The 16,960-nt window shown below is 66.1% G+C and carries 18 protein-coding genes; 8 read left to right on the top strand and 10 right to left on the bottom strand.

Translation table 11 applies throughout. The features are described from left to right. Positions 1–67: 67 nt before the first annotated feature. Positions 68–781 carry a queuosine precursor transporter gene (locus ACX80G_RS04280; protein WP_459305857.1) on the top strand — a complete coding sequence of 238 codons (714 nt, stop codon included), beginning with the start codon at positions 68–70 and terminating at the stop codon, positions 779–781. Between the two features lie 121 nt (positions 782–902). Here the strand turns inward: ACX80G_RS04280 and ACX80G_RS04275 are convergent, their stop codons facing one another. The 6 genes from ACX80G_RS04275 to ACX80G_RS04250 all read right to left on the bottom strand — a co-directional run bounded on the left by ACX80G_RS04275 (position 903) and on the right by ACX80G_RS04250 (position 6,474). Next, positions 903–1,859, bottom strand: a complete 957-nt coding sequence (locus tag ACX80G_RS04275) for a type IV toxin-antitoxin system AbiEi family antitoxin domain-containing protein (protein WP_459305856.1) — start codon at positions 1,857–1,859, stop codon at positions 903–905. 285 nt (positions 1,860–2,144) lie between these two features. Then, complete coding sequence (gene tgt, locus ACX80G_RS04270; protein ID WP_459305855.1) at positions 2,145–3,398, bottom strand: tRNA guanosine(34) transglycosylase Tgt; 1,254 nt, start codon at positions 3,396–3,398, stop codon at positions 2,145–2,147. 19 nt (positions 3,399–3,417) lie between these two features. Then, positions 3,418–4,224, bottom strand: coding sequence for an SRPBCC family protein (locus tag ACX80G_RS04265; protein WP_459305853.1), 807 nt, complete (start codon positions 4,222–4,224; stop codon positions 3,418–3,420). A 51-nt stretch (positions 4,225–4,275) separates the two neighbouring features. Continuing rightward, entirely contained in the window at positions 4,276–5,127 is an 852-nt protein-coding gene (locus tag ACX80G_RS04260; RefSeq protein ID WP_459305851.1) for a DUF6707 family protein, read from the bottom strand. A 3-nt stretch (positions 5,128–5,130) separates the two neighbouring features. Further along, on the bottom strand, positions 5,131–5,670 hold the full coding sequence (locus ACX80G_RS04255; protein ID WP_196839393.1) for an NUDIX hydrolase family protein: 540 nt from the start codon (positions 5,668–5,670) through the stop codon (positions 5,131–5,133). 123 nt (positions 5,671–5,793) lie between these two features. Further along, positions 5,794–6,474: a VOC family protein gene (locus ACX80G_RS04250; RefSeq protein WP_459305850.1), complete on the bottom strand. Its 681-nt coding sequence runs from the start codon at positions 6,472–6,474 to the stop codon at positions 5,794–5,796. 63 nt (positions 6,475–6,537) lie between these two features. Here ACX80G_RS04250 and ACX80G_RS04245 point away from each other — a divergent pair, with 63 nt between their 5' ends. From ACX80G_RS04245 to ACX80G_RS04230, 4 genes are all read left to right on the top strand, one after another. Further along, entirely contained in the window at positions 6,538–7,128 is a 591-nt protein-coding gene (locus ACX80G_RS04245) for a YdeI/OmpD-associated family protein (RefSeq protein ID WP_459305848.1), read from the top strand. Positions 7,129–7,233: 105 nt separating this feature from the next. Next, positions 7,234–8,295 (top strand): iron ABC transporter substrate-binding protein, encoded by a 1,062-nt coding sequence (locus ACX80G_RS04240; protein ID WP_459305846.1) that lies wholly within the window; start codon positions 7,234–7,236, stop codon positions 8,293–8,295. A gap of 25 nt (positions 8,296–8,320) precedes the next feature. Further along, on the top strand, positions 8,321–9,895 hold the full coding sequence (locus tag ACX80G_RS04235; RefSeq protein WP_459305844.1) for an ABC transporter permease: 1,575 nt from the start codon (positions 8,321–8,323) through the stop codon (positions 9,893–9,895). After that, positions 9,892–10,959, top strand: a complete 1,068-nt coding sequence (locus ACX80G_RS04230; protein ID WP_459305842.1) for an ABC transporter ATP-binding protein — start codon at positions 9,892–9,894, stop codon at positions 10,957–10,959. Before ACX80G_RS04235 ends, ACX80G_RS04230 begins: the two co-directional genes overlap by 4 nt. Here the strand turns inward: ACX80G_RS04230 and ACX80G_RS04225 are convergent. Next, a complete protein-coding gene (locus ACX80G_RS04225) occupies positions 10,911–12,053 on the bottom strand; it encodes a glycoside hydrolase family 76 protein (protein WP_459305840.1) in 1,143 nt (380 codons plus the stop codon). The genes ACX80G_RS04230 and ACX80G_RS04225 overlap by 49 nt on opposite strands. Positions 12,054–12,224: 171 nt before the next feature. Between ACX80G_RS04225 and ACX80G_RS04220 the strand changes: the two genes are divergently transcribed. The 3 genes from ACX80G_RS04220 (at position 12,225) to ACX80G_RS04210 (ending at position 14,708) form a co-directional block, all read left to right on the top strand. Beyond that, positions 12,225–13,001 carry an SDR family NAD(P)-dependent oxidoreductase gene (locus ACX80G_RS04220; protein WP_459305838.1) on the top strand — a complete coding sequence of 259 codons (777 nt, stop codon included), beginning with the start codon at positions 12,225–12,227 and terminating at the stop codon, positions 12,999–13,001. Positions 13,002–13,033: 32 nt separating this feature from the next. After that, positions 13,034–14,197, top strand: coding sequence for an acyl-CoA dehydrogenase family protein (locus ACX80G_RS04215; protein WP_459305837.1), 1,164 nt, complete (start codon positions 13,034–13,036; stop codon positions 14,195–14,197). Positions 14,198–14,282: 85 nt separating this feature from the next. Then, positions 14,283–14,708 (top strand): VOC family protein, encoded by a 426-nt coding sequence (locus tag ACX80G_RS04210; RefSeq protein WP_459305836.1) that lies wholly within the window; start codon positions 14,283–14,285, stop codon positions 14,706–14,708. 126 nt (positions 14,709–14,834) lie between these two features. On the opposite strand, the gene ACX80G_RS04205 is transcribed toward ACX80G_RS04210, so the two are convergent. From ACX80G_RS04205 to ACX80G_RS04195, 3 genes are read right to left on the bottom strand one after another with little or no spacing between them, the layout of a single operon-like run. Then, entirely contained in the window at positions 14,835–15,059 is a 225-nt protein-coding gene (locus ACX80G_RS04205) for a hypothetical protein (RefSeq protein ID WP_459305834.1), read from the bottom strand. Between the two features lie 16 nt (positions 15,060–15,075). Continuing rightward, positions 15,076–16,326, bottom strand: coding sequence for a TspO-related membrane protein (locus tag ACX80G_RS04200; protein ID WP_459305833.1), 1,251 nt, complete (start codon positions 16,324–16,326; stop codon positions 15,076–15,078). Next, positions 16,277–16,924, bottom strand: a complete 648-nt coding sequence (locus ACX80G_RS04195; RefSeq protein WP_459305831.1) for a DedA family protein — start codon at positions 16,922–16,924, stop codon at positions 16,277–16,279. The genes ACX80G_RS04200 and ACX80G_RS04195 overlap by 50 nt, the downstream gene beginning before the upstream one ends. Between the last annotated feature and the right edge of the window lie 36 nt (positions 16,925–16,960).

The raw sequence follows: 16,960 nt of genomic DNA, 5'->3' as shown, positions 1-16,960 counted from the left end.
GGGCAGCCGGGCATCAGTGCTAATACAGCGGACCGAACAGTGTCCGCGAACCACTTCGATGAATGAGATGACGTTGACTCAGCCGCAGGAAAGAACCCGCGCCAAATTTGCCTCCTCCGGGAGCACCTACTTCGCCGTCATGCTGGCGACGCTCGCCGTCGTGGTGTTGCTGTCGAACATCGGAGCATCCAAGGGAGTGCTGATCGGGCCGGTTGCCGGGGACTTCAGCATCATCACCGACGGCGGGTTCTTCCTCTTCCCTCTCGCCTACATTCTGGGCGATGTGATCAGCGAGGTCTACGGCTTCAAAGCCGCCCGGTTGGCGATCATTGTGACGTTCCTGCTGTCCGCGTTCGCGTCCCTCTGTTACCTGATTATCATCGCGCTCCCCGGGTTCGACGACGATTTCGGTACGTCAAAGCAGGCCGCCCTCGAGGGAGCTCTCGGCCCGGTCCCGTTGATCGTGCTTGCTTCCCTTGTGGCGTTCGCCGTGGGGCAGACACTCAACGCGTGGGTGCTGGTGCGGATGAAAGCCCGACTGGGTGAGCGAGGTCTGGTGGGACGCCTGCTCGGATCAACGGTGGTCGGCGAGTTCGCCGACACCCTGATCTTCTGCGCCATCGCTGCGTCTGTTATTGGTATTACGACATTCGGTGGATTTCTGAACTACCTCCTCTTCGGATTTCTCTACAAGACCCTGATCGAGGTGTTCTTTGTTCCGGTCACAGCACTGGTGATTAAAGCGATCAAGAAGCGCGAACCGAGTTACGCGGCTTCCTAGCTGCCGCCTGCCCCCATTCCTTCCTGGAGATGGCCCGCCTATTCCTTCGTGGAAGTGGCCCTATGGGCCGGAAAAGTGCCGGAGCCGCAGACGAGTGGTGGGGCTGCCATTCGTCTGCGGGTCAGGCACTTTTCCGGTGGAGCAAGGCCGCCCGGTGCAGAGCAGCGGTGAGCCGGGCGCGCAACTCTGACTCTCTGAATAAATCCGACCATTCGAGCCGGACGAACTGCCAGCCGTCCTCCATTAGCGCCTTTTCCCGGCGACGCTCCTGAAAGAGCACCTCGTCGGTGGGCGCGTAAGCAAAGTACTTGATCTTGCCGTCAAATTCGAGGGCCAGCAGCAGCTCCCGCCACGCAAAATCGAGTCGGTGGGCACCATATCTGGTCCGGACGGCGACCTGCTCCTCAGGTATCGGTAGCCGTAGACGTCGGATGATGTGCCGGGTCAGGGTTTCGCCGGGGGATTCGGCCAGGGCGCTGGCATGAGCGAGGACCTTTCTCGCGTTGGCGATGCCTTTGTGGCCGGTGAGTTGCAGGGCTATGTCCCGCATGAGGGGGCGGTCTCCGCCTTGATACAGGGCATTATCCGCGATGATCAGCGACTGCCGGTAGGGGAGTATTCGTGCGCAGTCCACCACGGTGCGTTCCAGCGATGTGACGCGCAGCCCTTTCTTGACGGACACGGCCTCGGGCACCAACGGTGAGCAATAGGCTCGAACGTCTGGACCATGTCCGTGGGGTGAGGTGGGAAAACTTTGAGTGACGTGGATCGAGTCATCCACGTTCCACAGGTGCAGCCCGTGGACCCGGGCAGCCGATGTATGGCTGTACACCAGCCCTGACTGACTGGCCCGTAGAAGTGAGTGGCGGTGTGCGTAAATGCGCTGCAGCGCGCGTGTTTTGGGTGACTGTTGTTCCCAGAGTTGGCCTGACCCGTAACATCCGCGACGTAACCGGACGAGGACTCCCGTCTGGACGAGCCGGGCAACCTGCCGATCGTTGACGTTCCGGTCGGCGAGTTCCTCGGTGGTCCAGGGAGTCTTCGAGAGGTTCAGCCAGGACGGGCACTGGGTATTCATGCAGCCAGCATGCGCTGATCCAAGCCCGAGGGGGTGGGCCGAAACCGTTATGTGGACAACTCGACTACCCTCGCGGCTGTAGAGGAGGAGTCGAGAGCCGACATGGACCGGTTGCGTGGATCCGACCCGGCCCACGTGACTCCCGCCTAGCCCGGAAAAGTGGCCCACGTGCAGGGTCGCTGTTGCGCAACCACTAACGTGCGGGCCGGCCACTTTTTTGCGGGCGGCACTTCTGGTCGGGCACTTCTGGGTGTGGCGGTGCGGATGGCCGGGCGGCGGTGCGGGTCAGGGCTTGGCGGCGTAGTAGCGGCCCAGGATTTCGGCCTTGAAGTCGAAGAAGGCGCCGTCGCCGATCGCGTTGCGGGCGTCGTCGACCAGTTTCACGATGAAGCGCTCATTGTGGATCGAGATGAGCGTGGCCGAGACCATTTCCTTCGCCTTATACAGGTGGTGGATGTAGGCGCGGGTGTAGTTGGTGCAGGTGTAACAGTCGCAGCCGTCCACCAGGGGAGTGAAGTCCTTCCGAAACCGGGCGTTCGACAGGTTCCACCGACCGTCCGGGGTGTAAAACGCTGAGTTGCGGGCGACCCTGGTGGGGGAGACGCAGTCAAAGGTGTCCGCGCCGTTTTCGATGCCCGTAAAGAGGTCATCTGGCTCCGAGATACCCAAAAGGTGACGCGGTTTGTTCTCGGGCAGCTCGTCCGCGCACCAGCCCAGAATGGTCCCGAGGTTTTCCTTCTCGAGCGCGCCGCCGACCCCGAAACCGTCGAAATTCATGTTGCCGAGGTCTCGGGAAGCCTTCCGTCGCAGGTCCTCATACTGGGCGCCCTGGACGACGCCGAACAGCGCCTGGTACGGCTTCCCCACCCGTTCGTCGGTCAGCCGGTCGTGCTCGGCAAGGCAGCGCTCGGCCCACAGTCGGGTGCGCTCCAGCGACTCCTCCTGGTAGCCGCGGGAGTTCATCAGCGTGGTCAGCTCGTCGAACGCGAACATGATGTCAGCGCCCAGCTGATGCTGTACCTGCATCGAAATCTCAGGGGTGAACCGGTGCCGGTCCCCGTTGAGGTGGGACTTGAACCAGACGCCATCGTCGTCAATGTGGGCGAGCCGGTCCTTGCCGGCGGCCACCCGGTGGTCGGATCCCCCGCCCTCCGCGTCGGCGACGGTCATGGTGATGACCTTCTTGAACCCGGAACCCAGACTCATCACCTGAAAACCACCCGAATCCGTGAACGTGGGCCCAGCCCAGTTCATGAAGCGGCCCAACCCGCCGGCTTCGTCGAGGATCTCGGGTCCTGGCTGCAAATACAGGTGGTAGGCGTTGGCAAGGAGTGCCTGTGCACCAAGGTCCTTCATGGACTCGGGGAGCACCGCCTTCACCGATGCTTTGGTCCCGACGGCGATGAACGCCGGTGTGCGGATCTCACCGTGTGGTGTGGTGATGGTGCCGGTGCGCCCATGCGATGGTCCGCCCGCGGGGTCGCTCAGCCGCTGATCGACGGTGAACGAGAAAGAAGATTGCTGCGTATCAGTTGGCACCAGCCTATTTTGCCAGCAATTAGGAGGACGGTTTGCCCGCACGGTCCAGGGCTGAGGTGACCAGCGGGTCGGCGTCGGGATAGGAATCTCGTCGCACACCCTCCCAGCTGTCCCAGACGGCGTGCAGATCCCTGGCTCCCAACGCGTAGGTCGAGGCAATGACCAACGACGACAGCTCAGCGCGCACGCCTTCGGTAAGGGGCTGCTCGGCCAGGATCAGCAGCCCGTCGCCGTGCTCGGCGTACTGGGCCACGGTCAGCCCAAGTTGCCGTTCGGTGCGGAACCACACCCTGCCCGTCAGTTCCTCGCCACCCGGCATGGTCAGCGTGTAGAAATCGCCGGGCTGACCGACCACCTGGGCGCCCAGCCGGTCCACGATGGACCGCCCATCGGTGGGGGTGCCAGCGAAGAATGCCGTGTGACGGTCGGTGTTGGGGTGCCGTTCAAGCGCGAAGCGCAGCTGCTGGAGGAACGAGATCCACCCCTCGGTGATATCTTCGTCCCAGTCCGCCAGCTCGGACCCCGGTTCCGGCTGCCCGCGCTCAACGGTGACGACAGTCCCATCCGGGCCGGGCACCGCCAGGAACGTATCGCCGTCCTCCAGCGTCAGCGAAAGGTGGTTAGGCGCCTCTGCGACGCCGACGGAGAAATAGATCAGGCGGATCTCTTCAGCCAGACCGTCATAATCCCACCCGTGCCACTGTGCGACCTTGGCCGGTTCGCGGAGCATCACCCAGACCTGACGCGCGTCAGCATTGATGTGAACGCTCAGCGGGTTCAGAGCACCAGCTGCGGCCGAGCCGGTGATGCCGGGCGAGTGATCCATGGCGACACTCTACTCCCGCAGCAGCTCCTACTCCAGAGCCCTACCCGAGCCCTACCGGGCGCGGATCGCGACGAGCTCGTTGTGGATCCGCCGGGTCAATTCTTCAGTAGTCAGCGTTTCGGAGCCGCCGTGCGCGCGCAGGTAGAGCAACGCTGTCAGCCGCACCACCCGCCAGTCCTTCTCGGCCGCCGCGTCGCCAGCAGTTACGGCCCGGCCGATCTCCGGGTCGTAGAGGTTGGGGGCATTGAGCTGGCGCTGCCTGACCGCTGCCGCGAGCTTGGCTTTCAGGGGATCGGTTTCCGCGTCGTCCGCGGAGCGGAGCGACGCCGAGTAGGCAGCTGCGCGAGCGGCGTCGCCGTCGTCGTAAGCCAGGTAGGAGGCCAGGGCCAGCACCCCCTCGATCCACTTCCAGCGTCCAAAGTTGCCGTCAAACGGCAGCGGGGTGAGCAGGTCGCAGACCCGTTGCGCGTTGGCCGCGTCGGCGAAGTCAACCAGCAGGCTCAACGCAAGATCGTGGACGTCCTGCAGATTGCTCCCCGATTTGACGTTCACGCCGTTCGAGAGCCGTTCAGCAATTCCCTGTAGCCGAATGCTTTCCGGGTGCAGGGACACAGCGTGGGCAATGACAGCCTCAGGGGTGCCATCCTGGGCGGGGATCGATCCAGCCGCCGCCTCGTCGTCGTCGACAGCAATCTGGACCTGCGAACCAGTCGCGATCCGAAGAACATCACCGGAGTCGAGGGTGGCGACGACGACAGCGGGGGTACCGAAATCGTCATTTTCGATATCGATCTCCACCACCTCGGTGGGCTCTGCGCCGGCCGGACCGATGATGTGGTGACCGGCGGTGACAGCTTCGGCGCTGAGCCTGCGTACCCGTGACGGTTTCCGGTTCTCGGTCACTGGTTAGCGCCCCCAGCCAGCATAGGCCAGCGCCTGGCGGAGCAATCCACCGCGTCCACCCGAGAATTCGGACTGAACGCCAGGGCTGAGCGCTTCGTCAGGGGTCATCCAGGACAGCTCCAGGGCGTCCTGGCGGGGCTGGCATTCGCCGGTCACGGGGATGAGGTAGGCGAGGGCGACCGCGTGCTGCCGGTCATCGGTCATCCCGGTTTCCGACGGCGAGGGAAAATACTCGGCGACCGTGAACGGCACCGGGCAGGGCGGCAATTGGGGGAGAGCAAACGGACCCAGGTCCTTTTCCAGATGACGGACCAGCGCGGCGCGGATGGTTTCGCGGTACATCACGCGCCCGGAGACGAATGTCCTGACCATCTCGCCCTGATCGTTGGCCTGCAACAACAAGCCCACCTCGGTGACATACCCCAGCGAATCGCAGCGCACCGGGATGGCCTCCACGTAGACCATCGGGAGGCGGCGGCGGGCTTCATAGAGGTCATCCTCCGAAAGCCACCCGGGATTGGGGTCAGGGGTGCGAACGTTCATACTTTGTTCTATCGCAGACGGGGCCCCGATGGCGGGCGGCGCGCTGCGCTTCGGCCCTTGGCTGAATCCGGGCTCACCGTCGTACGGGTGCCAGGCGGGCGCCGTTGCGGGTGTGCCGGACAGTCAACTCGGCCCGTCCGAAGGCCCAGTAACGGTCAACGGCTGACCCGACGGAAGCGAAACGCTCAGGAAACGGCCCGCTCCGCCTAACACTGCGGGGAATCCGGCCCTCAGCACCCTGTCGCGGAGTCCGGGAAGGTCACCCGTGTACTCGAACCCCACCTCGACGCTTTGGTGTTCCCCGGTGCGAACCGACACCAGGCCGCCATTCTTGGCCTCGAATTCCAGCCGACCGTCAGGGGCAGCAGGTCGCGGCCGTGCGCCGATGTCGCCCAGCACCTTCGCCGCCGACACGGAATCCGGCGTGTGCCACACGCACACCACAGTGAGATCCGGGTCGACGTCGGCGCGCGCGGCCCGCTCACCCTGGTGGACAGCAAAAGCGATCCCGGGAGTTGTGACGAGGACAGTCGCGATGAAACCAGCCGTGCCGCCGTCGGACTGGACCAGTTCGGCTGCCGTCCCGCTCTCCCGGGTACGGCGGGCAAATTCGGCCAGGTCGCCCGCTTCGAAGCCAATGAGTCCCAGCCCGTCCCCGGCGCCGTGGACAGCAAGCCGGCCCCCGCCGGCGTCGAAAAGTGTTTCCTCGGCATTCCCTTCGGCCTGCAGCAGACCGAGGACACAGAGGAGGGAAGCCATTCGCTCGGTGTCGGTGGTGATCACCGTAGGGCGGACCCGCAGCATGAGGTTTCCTCCAGATTCCTGGGTCGGGGAGCTCAGCGAAGCATAGGGGTTTACAGTAGCCCCATGAAGGCCGAACTGCCCGAACTGTTGGTTCCCGATGCTCCGGCGTGGAAGGACTGGCTCGACGCTAACCACTCCACCTCCCCGGGGGTCTGGCTGATCCTGCACAAGAAGGGCGGGTTGGTCACGGAGCTGACCTACCCGGCGGCGTTGGACGAGGCGCTGTGCGTGGGGTGGATCGATGGTCAGGCCCGACGGCGGGACGACGGAAGCTCCTTCCAGCGGTTCACTCGGCGGGGGCCGCGCAGCATGTGGTCCCTGCGCAACATTGGCTACATTGACCGGTTGACCGCCGAGGGCCGGATGACGCAGGCAGGGCACGACGCCGTCGCCGCCGCGAGAGCGGACGGCCGGTGGGAGCGGGCCTACGCCGGACCGGCGACGGCCGAGGTTCCCCCCGACCTGGCTGCAGCGGTGGCCGCGGACCCAGCGGCGCACGCCATGTTCGAGGTCCTCTCCTCCCAGAACAGGTATGCATTGATCTTCCGGTTGGGCCAGCTCAAAACCGACGCCGCCCGTGAGCGGAATATCACAAAATTCGTGGCGATGCTGGCCCGGCAGGAGACGTTCTACCCCCAGCGCAGGCGTCCCTGATCCGCCTCGGGCCCTATTAGGTCATATTTGTGTGACTAATTCGGTTTAACCCCGTGTAAGGTAATCCTTACCCGCATTACCGGATCACCCTCGGAGACACCACCCATGACCAACAAATTTGCCGCCCTCACTGCCGGCGCCGCCCTCCTCGCCCTCGTGGGCTGCGGTGCGACAGCCGAGCCCACGGAGCCCACGCAGCAGGGAAGCTCAGCGCCCGCCGCCGAGCTCGAAAGCGACGACGCGTTCACCCTCTATTCCGGCCGGGATGAAGAGCTGATCCAGCCGCTCATCGACATGTTCGAGGAATCCAGCGGTATCTCGGTAGACGTCCGCTACGGCAACACCGCTGAACTAGGTGCCCTGCTGCTGGAAGAAGGCGAGCAGACCCCCGCCCAGGTGTTCCTGTCCCAGGACGCTGGAGCGCTCGGCGCCCTCAGCAGTGCCGGCCTGTTCACCACCCTCCCCGAAGACCTCACAGCGAGCGTCCCCGCCGGATTTACCTCCACCGATGACAGCTGGGTTGGGGTCACCGGCCGCGCCCGCGTCATTGTGTACGACGGCGAAGAACTCGCCGCCGATGAAGTGCCCGTCACGGTGGACGAGTTGATCACCTCCGAGTGGGCTGGCCGGGTGGGCGTTGCCCCCTCGAATGCAAGCTTCCAGGCGTTCATTACCGCGTACCGCGTGCTCAAGGGTGAAGAAGCGGCCGACGAGTGGGTGGCAGCGCTGGCAGCCAATGATCCGCAGGTCTTCGAGAACAACGGGGCGGTGCTGACCGCTGTGAATGAGGGCGTCGTCGACACCGGACTGATCAACCACTACTACTGGTTCGGTCAGGCAGCCGAAATCAGCGAAGAGAACATGCGCGCCCAGCTGTCCTACCCTGAGGCCGGAGATCCGGGGTCTATCGTCAACGTCACCGGAGCAGGGATCCTGTCCGGCGCCGCCCAGGACGCCGACGCCCTCGAGTTCGTCGAGTTCCTTGTCTCGGCCGACGCGCAGCAGTATTTCGTCGACGAGACGTTCGAGTACCCGCTCGCCGAAGGCATTGACGCTCCCGAAGACCTGCCGGCTCTGGATTCGCTGATCAACCCGGACCTGGACCTGTCCGACCTCGAGTCACTGGACGCGACCCAGGAACTGCTCAGCAAACATGGCTTGATCTGACCTTACGGAGCAGGTGACACCCCAGATGAGCATGGTCCGCGTGGGACGTGCCGGCACCTCGCCGGTGCGTCCCACGCGTGCGCCCCGGGCCAAAGCCCCGGTATGGCTGGTGGTGCTGGCCATCCTGTGCGCCTCGACCGCGGCCATCCCGCTGGTCTACCTCGTTGCCCGCACCACTGACGCCGGGTTCGCCGAACTCGCCGATACCCTCCTGCGGGCGAGGGTCCTCCAGCTGGCACTGAACTCGGTGCTGCTGGCAGCGGCAGTCACCGGTTCCTGCCTGGTGTTGGGTACCGCATCGGCATGGGTGCTGACCCGGGTCCGTATCCCCGCACCCCGGGCGATGCTGTTGATGGCGGCGCTGCCTCTCGCTGTCCCGTCCTACCTGGCGGCCTATGGCTGGCTGGTTTGGCTGCCGACCCTGGATGGGTTCTTTGCGAGCTGGCTGATCATGACGGCGGTCTGCACCCCTTACGTGACCCTGCCTGTCGTTGCGGCCCTCCGCGGTGCGTCGGGCGACCTGGAAGCGGTCGCCCGTACCCTGGGCCGCGGGCCGTGGGGGGCCTTTCGTGCCGCCACGTGGCCGCGAGTCAGGCCGGCGGCGGTGGCTGGTGCACTCCTCGTTGCCTTGTACACGCTGTCCGACTTTGGGCTGGTGGCGATGTTGCGGTTTGAAACCCTGACCTGGGGCATCAACTCGGCCTATGGTGCCAGCTTCGACCGCAACCAGGCCGCCCTGCTGGCCCTGATGCTGGTGGCCCTGGCGCTGACCGTGGTCGCCGGGGAGAAACGGTTCCGTGGGCAGGTCGGCCAAGGCGCCAGCCGCGGCCGGGTGCCACTGATCCCCGCCGGCCGGTGGGTCACCGTGGTTCTCGGCTTGGTGCTCAGCGCTCCGGTGGTGGGCGTCGTCGTCCCAGTCGGCGGGCTGACCAGCCGACTGCTGGAAGCCCAGACGCTGCGGGAGATCGACGTCGCGCGCCTCGGTGAAGCCATCGGAACCACCCTGGGTCTAGCCGTCGCCGGCGCGTTCGCCGCCGTGGTGCTGGCTCTCCCCATCGCCGTCCTGGCGGCGCGGTACCGGGGTCGGCTGGTCGCCGCTGTCGAGGCAGTAGGATTCCTGGGTCATGCCCTGCCCGGCATTGTGGTGGGCCTGGCGCTGGTGTTCTTCGCGCTGGCCGCGGTCCCGGCGCTCTACCAGACAGTTGTGGTGCTCATTTTCGGCTACGCAGTCCTGTTCATGCCGAAGGCGATCGGTACGATGCGCAGTGGCATTGCGGCGGTGCCGGGGGATCTGGTCGACGTGTCGCGGATGCTGGGGTTGTCTCCGTTGCAGTCGTGGTGGCGGGTGACCGCCCGGCTGGCGCTCCCCGGTATCGGGGTGAGCGCATTGCTGGTTGCCATCTCCGTCATGAAAGAATTACCTGCGACGCTGCTGCTGCGCCCCACCGGCACATCCACCCTCGCCACTGAGTTATGGTCACGGACCACAGTGTTCGAGTTTGGGGCTGCCGCACCCTACGCGGCAACCCTGGTGCTGCTCGCCGCCGTCCCGGCGGTGGTGCTCTCCGGGTTCCGGGGCGTTGCGAAGGAGGAGCTGTGAGCTGGGTAGTCATTGAGGGGCTGCGCGTTGCCTACGGCGACACGACTGTGCTCGAGGGCGTCCACCTGGAGATACCCCGGGGCGCCCTCACCGCGGTGCTCGGCCCGAGCGGCTGCGGCAAAACCACCCTGTTGCGTGCCATCGCCGGTCTCCTCCCCGCGACCGGCGGCACCATCAGCGTCGGCGAAATTCTCCTGTCCTCGCCCACCGTCCAGCTAGCCCCGGAAAAGCGTGGGGTTGGTTGGGTGCCCCAGGATGCCTCGCTTTTCCCCCACTTATCAGTAGGGGACAACATTGGGTTTGGGCTGAAGCGCACCCCGGACCGGGCCCGACGGATCGCCGACCTCGCCGCACTCGTTGGCCTCGGAGAGCTGGTGGATCGCGCTCCATCCCAGTTGTCCGGCGGGCAGGCCCAGCGTGTGGCGCTGGCCCGCTCCCTGGCGCCCCGGCCTGATCTGGTGCTCCTGGACGAGCCGTTCGCCGCGCTCGACCCTCAGCTACGGTCCACGCTGCGCCGCGAGGTCGCCGACCTGCTGCGTGGGCAAAGCAATACCAGCCTCCTGGTCACCCACGACCAGGAGGAGGCGCTGTCCCTGGCTGACTACGTCGCGGTCATGCGGGAGGGCCAGATCCTGCAGTGGGGCACCCCCCGCGAAGTCTATGAGCGGCCGGTCAGCCGGTGGGTTGCAGCGTTCGTCGGTGACACAGTGGAAGTGGACGGCTACTGGTCCGGCGGTCTGGTGCAGTGCGGCCTGGGGCTGGTGGAAGCCGAGATGGCCGACGGCAGCGAACCGACGGACGGCTCACCGGTGTGCCTGATGCTCCGGCCGGAATGGCTTCACGTCCAGGGCGGTGGAACCGAAGCGACAGTCACCTCAGTGTCCTACGCCGGCCACGACGCCCTGGTCAGCGTTGAACTGCCCACCGGCGTGACGGTCCGCGCCAGGATGGCCGCGCCCGACCTGCCGAACCGCGGCGACCGGGTATCGCTGGGCATCAGGCACCGGGCGCTCGCCTACCCCGGCACCTCGGCCTCGCCCGTCGCGCCGGCCGTCACACGGTAAGCCGCCTCCAGGGTCATCCACGCCTGCAGCTGCGTGGACAGTTCGGTACCACCGGTGAGTGCGTCGTTCCCGGTTCCCGCCGGGAACGCCAGCACCGCATCCCCGGGGTCCCGACGCCGGCCACGAACCACCGGGGCGGGCACCCTGGTGCGCGCCGACCACAACGAGTCCGCCGTCGTCGTCACCAGGGTTGCGGCGGTCCGCCGAACCATCACCGGCAGCGAGGGATCCAGCGCTGCGAGGCCGAGGTAGCGGACCAGGATTCCGGTGAACAGGCCGCCGTCGCCGCCCCCATGCGTGAGCAGCACCCCGTTTGGTGCCAGGTGTGTCCCGACGGCGGTGATCAGGTCAGCGGCGGCAGCCAGATTGGCGGGCCCACCCAGCTCGAGGAGGGCGCCAAGGACCGGACCCTGGTTGTAGGTGTAGACGGCGGGGACCAGCAGTTCGCCGCCGGTCGTCATTCGGATCCCATCCTGGTACAGGCCCGTCTGCTGATCCCGGAGCCGGTGTGCCAACCAGTCCACCAGCTCCTGCGCCCGGCCCGGATCGCCCCGTCGGGCGAAGAGCAGGGCCGCCGGACCGGTGGCGGGGGTGTTCTTGAAGTTGCGGTCGGTGTTCCAGTACAGCCCGCCGCCCACGTCCGGCGTGTGCGCTGACCGGAGTGCGCGTTCCAGGGCCGGAAGCGCCCGCCTACCATCCCACCCCAGGAGGCGCAGTCGGTCCACCGCCAGAGCAAGCCACGCCATGTCGTCATAGTAGGAATTGGTCCAGCGCAGGCCGTTGCGCAGGAAAATTCCCCACAGCAGACCTCGGGCCGTCGGCGCTGAGGCCGGCTGCCGTTCGCCCTTCCAGTGTGCCGCTTCCTGCGGCCCCGCTTCCCGCAGTGCCGCGTCCACCAGGGCATCGAGGTAGTGGGCTTGCCACCAGTAGTGCCAGGCATAGCTCGGGCGCCCACGGGGACTCCACACGGCACCCAGATGGGTTCCCGGTAGCCCGAAGAGGTGGTGGCCGAAGCGGGATCGGACGGACGCCGCGGCGGCCTCAGCCCGCAATCCCGTCGCACGGAGCTGGGGTTCTTCCGCCGGAGTGAGCATAAATCCACCCTAACTGGATAGCTCGTGGCTCGTACTGAGCAATCTGCCATACCTGACGCCAGCCGGATGCAGTATGGGCTGCGTCACAGTAGTGTTTGGTGGGCATCAGGTTACGCCTGCGCCCGCATCACCGACAGATCGCCCAACGGCGCCGACGCCCCAGGAGACTCCATGGACATCACCAATACTGTGGCATTGATCACCGGAGGTGCCTCAGGCCTGGGCCAGGCTACCGCGAGGAAACTGCATGACGACGGCGCCACGGTGGTCCTCGTCGACTTGCCGCAATCTGCCGGCGCCAGGTTCGCCGCCGAACTCGGCGTCCGAGCCGTATTCGCCCCCGCCGATGTCACCGACCCTGCCCAGGTGCAAGCCGCCGTCGACGCCGCCGTGGGGCTGGGCCCGCTGCGCACCGTGGTCAACTGCGCGGGGATCGCCACGCCCGGGAAGGTCCTCGGACGCGACGGGGTGCTCCCACTGGAGCAGTTCGCCAGGGTCATCAACATCAATCTGATCGGCACGTTCAACGTGATCCGGCTGACCGCCGAAGCGATGGCCGCCACTGAACCGGTCTCCCCGCCGAACGGTTCACCCGAACGAGGAGTGATCGTGAACACCGCCTCGGTGGCAGCGTTCGACGGGCAGATCGGCCAGCCAGCGTACGCCGCCTCCAAGGGTGCTGTCGCCGCGATGACACTTCCCATCGCGCGGGAGCTCGCCCGCTCGCTGATCCGGGTGGTCACCATCGCGCCCGGAATCTTCGAAACCCCGATGATGGCGGGACTGCCGCAGGAAGCGCAGGATTCCCTGGGCGCGCAGGTTCCCCACCCGTCGCGGCTCGGCAAACCCGCCGAGTACGCGGCCCTGGTCGCCCACATTGTGCAGAACCAGATGCTCAACGGCGAAACGATCCGCCTCGACGGTGCCATCCGCATGGCACCGAAATAGCTGCCACCGCAGCTCCAGAAAGGAACAGCTCAATGGAGAGCCCTCTCCCCTCCGCCGATTTTATGGGCTTCGAATCCCTGCTCAACGCCGCCGAACGCGCGAAGCTCGACGACGTCCGCGACTTCCTCGATAAGGAGGTGGCGCCGTCGGCCGAGGAATGGTGGAACCGCGCGGAATTCCCCATCGAGGTGCTCCCCAAGCTTGCTGCACTAAACCTGAGCACCCCGGTCCAGCAGGGATACAGTTACCTGTTCAGCGGCATGGTGATCGCCGAGATGACGCGCGCCGACACATCCCTCGCCACGTTCTTCATGGTGCACCACGACCTCTTCGTGGAGGCGCTGCATGAATTCGGTTCCGAAGACCAGAAGGCCCGGCTGTTGCAGGACGCCATGGACCTCCGGATCACCGGGGCATTCGCCCTCACCGAGCCGCTGCACGGCTCTGATGTGGCAGGGGGGCTCGCGACGACCGCAACGCGCGACGGCGACTCCTGGGTCCTGAACGGCGCCAAACGATGGATCGGCAACGGCACCTTCTGCGACTACATGCTGCTGTGGGCGAGGGACACCACCGATGGCAGCGTCAGGGGCTTTATCCTCGACGCGACGCTGCCTGGCGTCACCCGAACGCGGATTGAGAACAAGATTGCCCTGCGAACCGTCCAGAACGCTGACGTGTTGTTGGACAACGTCCGGGTGCCCGAAGCGGACCGGTTCGCTGGCATCAATACGTTCGCCGACACTCGCCGGTTACTGCGAGGGTCGCGGATCCTGGTCGGCTGGCAGGCGGTGGGCCAGCAGCTCGCTGCCTTCGACGTCGCCCGCCAATACGCTGCGGACCGCCACCAGTTCGGCCAACCCATTGCCGGGTTCCAGTTGGTGCAGGACCAGCTGGTGCGCATGCTTGGGAACACGACCGCGAGCCTGGGGATGATGGCGCGGGTGGCGCAGCTGCAGGAAGACGGCGGTGGGGACATGCCCCAGGCCGCGCTCGCGAAGGCCTACACAACGGCCCGGATGCGTGAGACCGTCGCCCTGGGGCGCGGAATTCTCGGCGGCAACGGTATCGTCACCGATTTCCGGATGGCCAAGATTTTCGCCGACGCCGAAGCCATCTTCACCTATGAGGGGTCCCATGAGATCAACACGCTCATAGTCGGACGGGCCATCACCGGACTGTCGGCGATCAACTAGGTCCCGCACCGATCCCCACCCTTGCTGACCGGTGACGGCGGGTAGCCCGTATATTGTGGGGTCACACCCTCAAGATTGGAGCACCATGCCCATCCCTGTCACAGACTTCTCCCACGTTCGACTGACCGTCACCGACATTGATCGGTCCCGCGCGTTCTACGAGGCGGTCTTCGGCTTCGACATAGCGTTCGAGGCTCCGCCCGCTGACGCGGACCAGGAGACTAAAGACCAGCTGGGGTTCCTGTTCGGCGGTGTGATCTACAGTTTCGGAAGCCGTCTGCTGGGCCTGCGCCCGGTGGCAACGGCCGGTGACCGGTACGACGAGGATCGCGTTGGACTTGACCACCTGAGCTTTGCTGTCGCCGCGCGCAGTGAGCTGGATGCTTCTGCGGCCCTTCTTGATGATCTTGGCGTTGCGCATAGCGGGGTCAAGGATATCGGTGCTGGGTTCATCCTCGAGTTCCGGGACCCGGACAACGTGGCCCTCGAACTGTTTGCCCCGGCAGCCTGAGCCGCGTCCCTGGCCGGAGAAGTAGCCGACGCCGGCGGGCCGAGGCTGAAGGGCTGAAGGGCTGACGGGCTGACGGGGTCGACGTGTTGCGCAGGGACCTGGCGATGGCAGACTTAACCCATGCCGTCATTCCGCGCCCAGCTCGACATCCTCGGCCTGCTCCCAGGACACGCGCCGGAGGCCGTCATGGACTCGGCCCAGGCGGCCGTAGGCGCCGCCCATCTGGTGGAGGCGAAGCAGCTTGATGTCGTGGCTGGGACCCCGCGGATTACCCTCAGGTTTCTTGTCGAGGAAACCGATTACGAGGCAGGCGCCCGGCAGGCCATCGAGGCGGCGGTGACCATGCGTCACGCGGTGGGGCGGGTAGCTACGGTCGGGCCTCTACGGGTTCTCCGTCGTCATAGAAATCGATGGGAGCGACTGTAGCCATCTGCCGGGCCCGCAATTCGCGTCGGTACGCGTGGTCCACACGGTGTCGCCTCGACCCGGCGGAGATAAGAAGCAGGAAGACGCCCAGCCCGGCGGCAAAGGCGACCGGCGTCGACTGTGGTTCACCGAACAGCCGCACCGGAACCATGCAGGCCAACCCCCAGACCACAGCGAGGGCGACCGCGATCCGACCCCGATCGGTCATGCACACGGCCATCGCGGCCAGGGTGAGCAGAACCACCCCAATGAGGGCCCAGCGCTGGGGGCCCCACCCCAACCAGTCGACACCCTGGGTAGTCAGCACCGCGGCGGTGTGCACTGCAGCGGTGACGCCCGTCCAGCCCAGAAACAAGCCAACTGGGACATCAACAAGGGCGCCCTCACCATGAGTCCGTGCCGGGAAATGGTTCAACCAGCGCAGGGAACCCACCAGGATGGCCAGAAGCAGCACGATCATCATCAGGCTCGTGGTGCCTTGATTCTGTTGCACGGCCACAACCCAGGCCATTGTCACCAGCATCGCTGCGGCCACCAGCCACCCCAGCCCGCGGTGTCGGGGGCTGCGCCGCTGGGACGGCAACCATTGGTGCGCCGTGTACCCCAGCAGGCCGACGCCGATCACCAGCCACAGATAATGCGCGGGTGCTGCGGGGGAGATCAGCGTGACTCCGGGGTCGAAGGTCCCGAGGGGGGCGTCCCGGAGATCCGGCCCGCCGAACGCCCCGGCGGTGCCGGCCACGCCCAGGCCAGCGCCCAGCACCACGATCGTTACCCCAATCCGTCGAACCAGGTCAGGGTCCCAGGAGCCGACTCTGTTGAGGACCGTCGCGCCGCTCTGCGCTACCCGGCGAGCGGCGGCGCGGGCTGCGCTGCTCCCGTTCCTCGCCGGGCGAGGTGAGTGAACGGTATCGGCCGCTGAGGGCCGGGTGCTGTTCGTGGCCGGCGGCCGTGTAGGTCCGGCTGCCGTGGTCCCCGCCTGAGTGGTCCCCGACCCGGTTGTCCGGGCGGCTGCACCTTCGGAGGTGCTGCCGGCGGGGCGCCCAGCCCGGAGCCGCTCCAATACCGGTGAGATCGACCCCGTCGCGGGCTCCTCGGCTGCGGCGCGGGGCGGCCCGGGATCTGACGCCGCCGCTGGCAGATTAGTCGGTTTGGTCGGCAGCCGGGGGACGGGCGGGGTCGGGGTGCTCATCAGTGGTTCTAACCTTCCGGCGTTGCTTGAGCGCGAGGAATGCGGCAATTACAAGTCCCACCAGAGTACCTATACCCATTCCGAGCAGGGCGCTGACCCACAGTGGAAACCCCGTGGTGACGTCGGTAATGTAGCCCAGCATGACCAGCCAGGAGGCCCACAGGATGCCCCCGACGGCGGCGCACGCGAGGAACGGCCGGAGCGGAAGGTCGGCAATGCCGGCCGCTGCGACGCCCGCCGACCGCCCGGCCGGAAGGAACCTCAGAGCGATGAGCCCGGCATAGGTGGGGGACTTCCCTGCTTTTTCGACAGCATTCCGGATGCCCCGGTGGATGCCGCGACCCCACCGGAATTTGTCCAGCCAGAAGGTCAGCCGGTTGCGGAACAGCAGGTACAGGATGATGTCGCCCAGCCAGCTCCCCAGGATTGCGGTCAGGAGCGCCACCGGGAGGAACAGGGTGCCTTCGGAGGCCATGGTGCCGGAAGCGATCACCAGGAACTCGGAAGGCACGGCGGGAATGAACACGTCGATAACGACGACGATGAAGGTCAGGGGATGGAACAGCGGCGACCATGCCCCAAGATCGGTGAGATCCACGGTTCCAATCTACAGGTGCCCCGCAGGGTGCGGTCC

Source organism: Arthrobacter glycogeni (genome assembly GCF_054510815.1).
The sequence above is the reverse complement of the archived record's forward strand: the minus strand, read 5'-3'. Positions and strand labels throughout refer to the sequence as shown.

Coding starts and splice junctions, on each gene's coding strand:
- ACX80G_RS04280 (WP_459305857.1), top strand. CDS start 68: ATGACGTTGACTCAGCCGCAGGAAAGAACCCGCGCCAAATTTGCCTCC.
- ACX80G_RS04275 (WP_459305856.1), bottom strand. CDS start 1,859: ATGAATACCCAGTGCCCGTCCTGGCTGAACCTCTCGAAGACTCCCTGG.
- ACX80G_RS04265 (WP_459305853.1), bottom strand. CDS start 4,224: ATGGATCACTCGCCCGGCATCACCGGCTCGGCCGCAGCTGGTGCTCTG.
- ACX80G_RS04255 (WP_196839393.1), bottom strand. CDS start 5,670: ATGAACGTTCGCACCCCTGACCCCAATCCCGGGTGGCTTTCGGAGGAT.
- ACX80G_RS04250 (WP_459305850.1), bottom strand. CDS start 6,474: ATGCTGCGGGTCCGCCCTACGGTGATCACCACCGACACCGAGCGAATG.
- ACX80G_RS04245 (WP_459305848.1), top strand. CDS start 6,538: ATGAAGGCCGAACTGCCCGAACTGTTGGTTCCCGATGCTCCGGCGTGG.
- ACX80G_RS04240 (WP_459305846.1), top strand. CDS start 7,234: ATGACCAACAAATTTGCCGCCCTCACTGCCGGCGCCGCCCTCCTCGCC.
- ACX80G_RS04235 (WP_459305844.1), top strand. CDS start 8,321: ATGAGCATGGTCCGCGTGGGACGTGCCGGCACCTCGCCGGTGCGTCCC.
- ACX80G_RS04225 (WP_459305840.1), bottom strand. CDS start 12,053: ATGCTCACTCCGGCGGAAGAACCCCAGCTCCGTGCGACGGGATTGCGG.
- ACX80G_RS04220 (WP_459305838.1), top strand. CDS start 12,225: ATGGACATCACCAATACTGTGGCATTGATCACCGGAGGTGCCTCAGGC.
- ACX80G_RS04215 (WP_459305837.1), top strand. CDS start 13,034: ATGGAGAGCCCTCTCCCCTCCGCCGATTTTATGGGCTTCGAATCCCTG.
- ACX80G_RS04210 (WP_459305836.1), top strand. CDS start 14,283: ATGCCCATCCCTGTCACAGACTTCTCCCACGTTCGACTGACCGTCACC.
- ACX80G_RS04200 (WP_459305833.1), bottom strand. CDS start 16,326: ATGAGCACCCCGACCCCGCCCGTCCCCCGGCTGCCGACCAAACCGACT.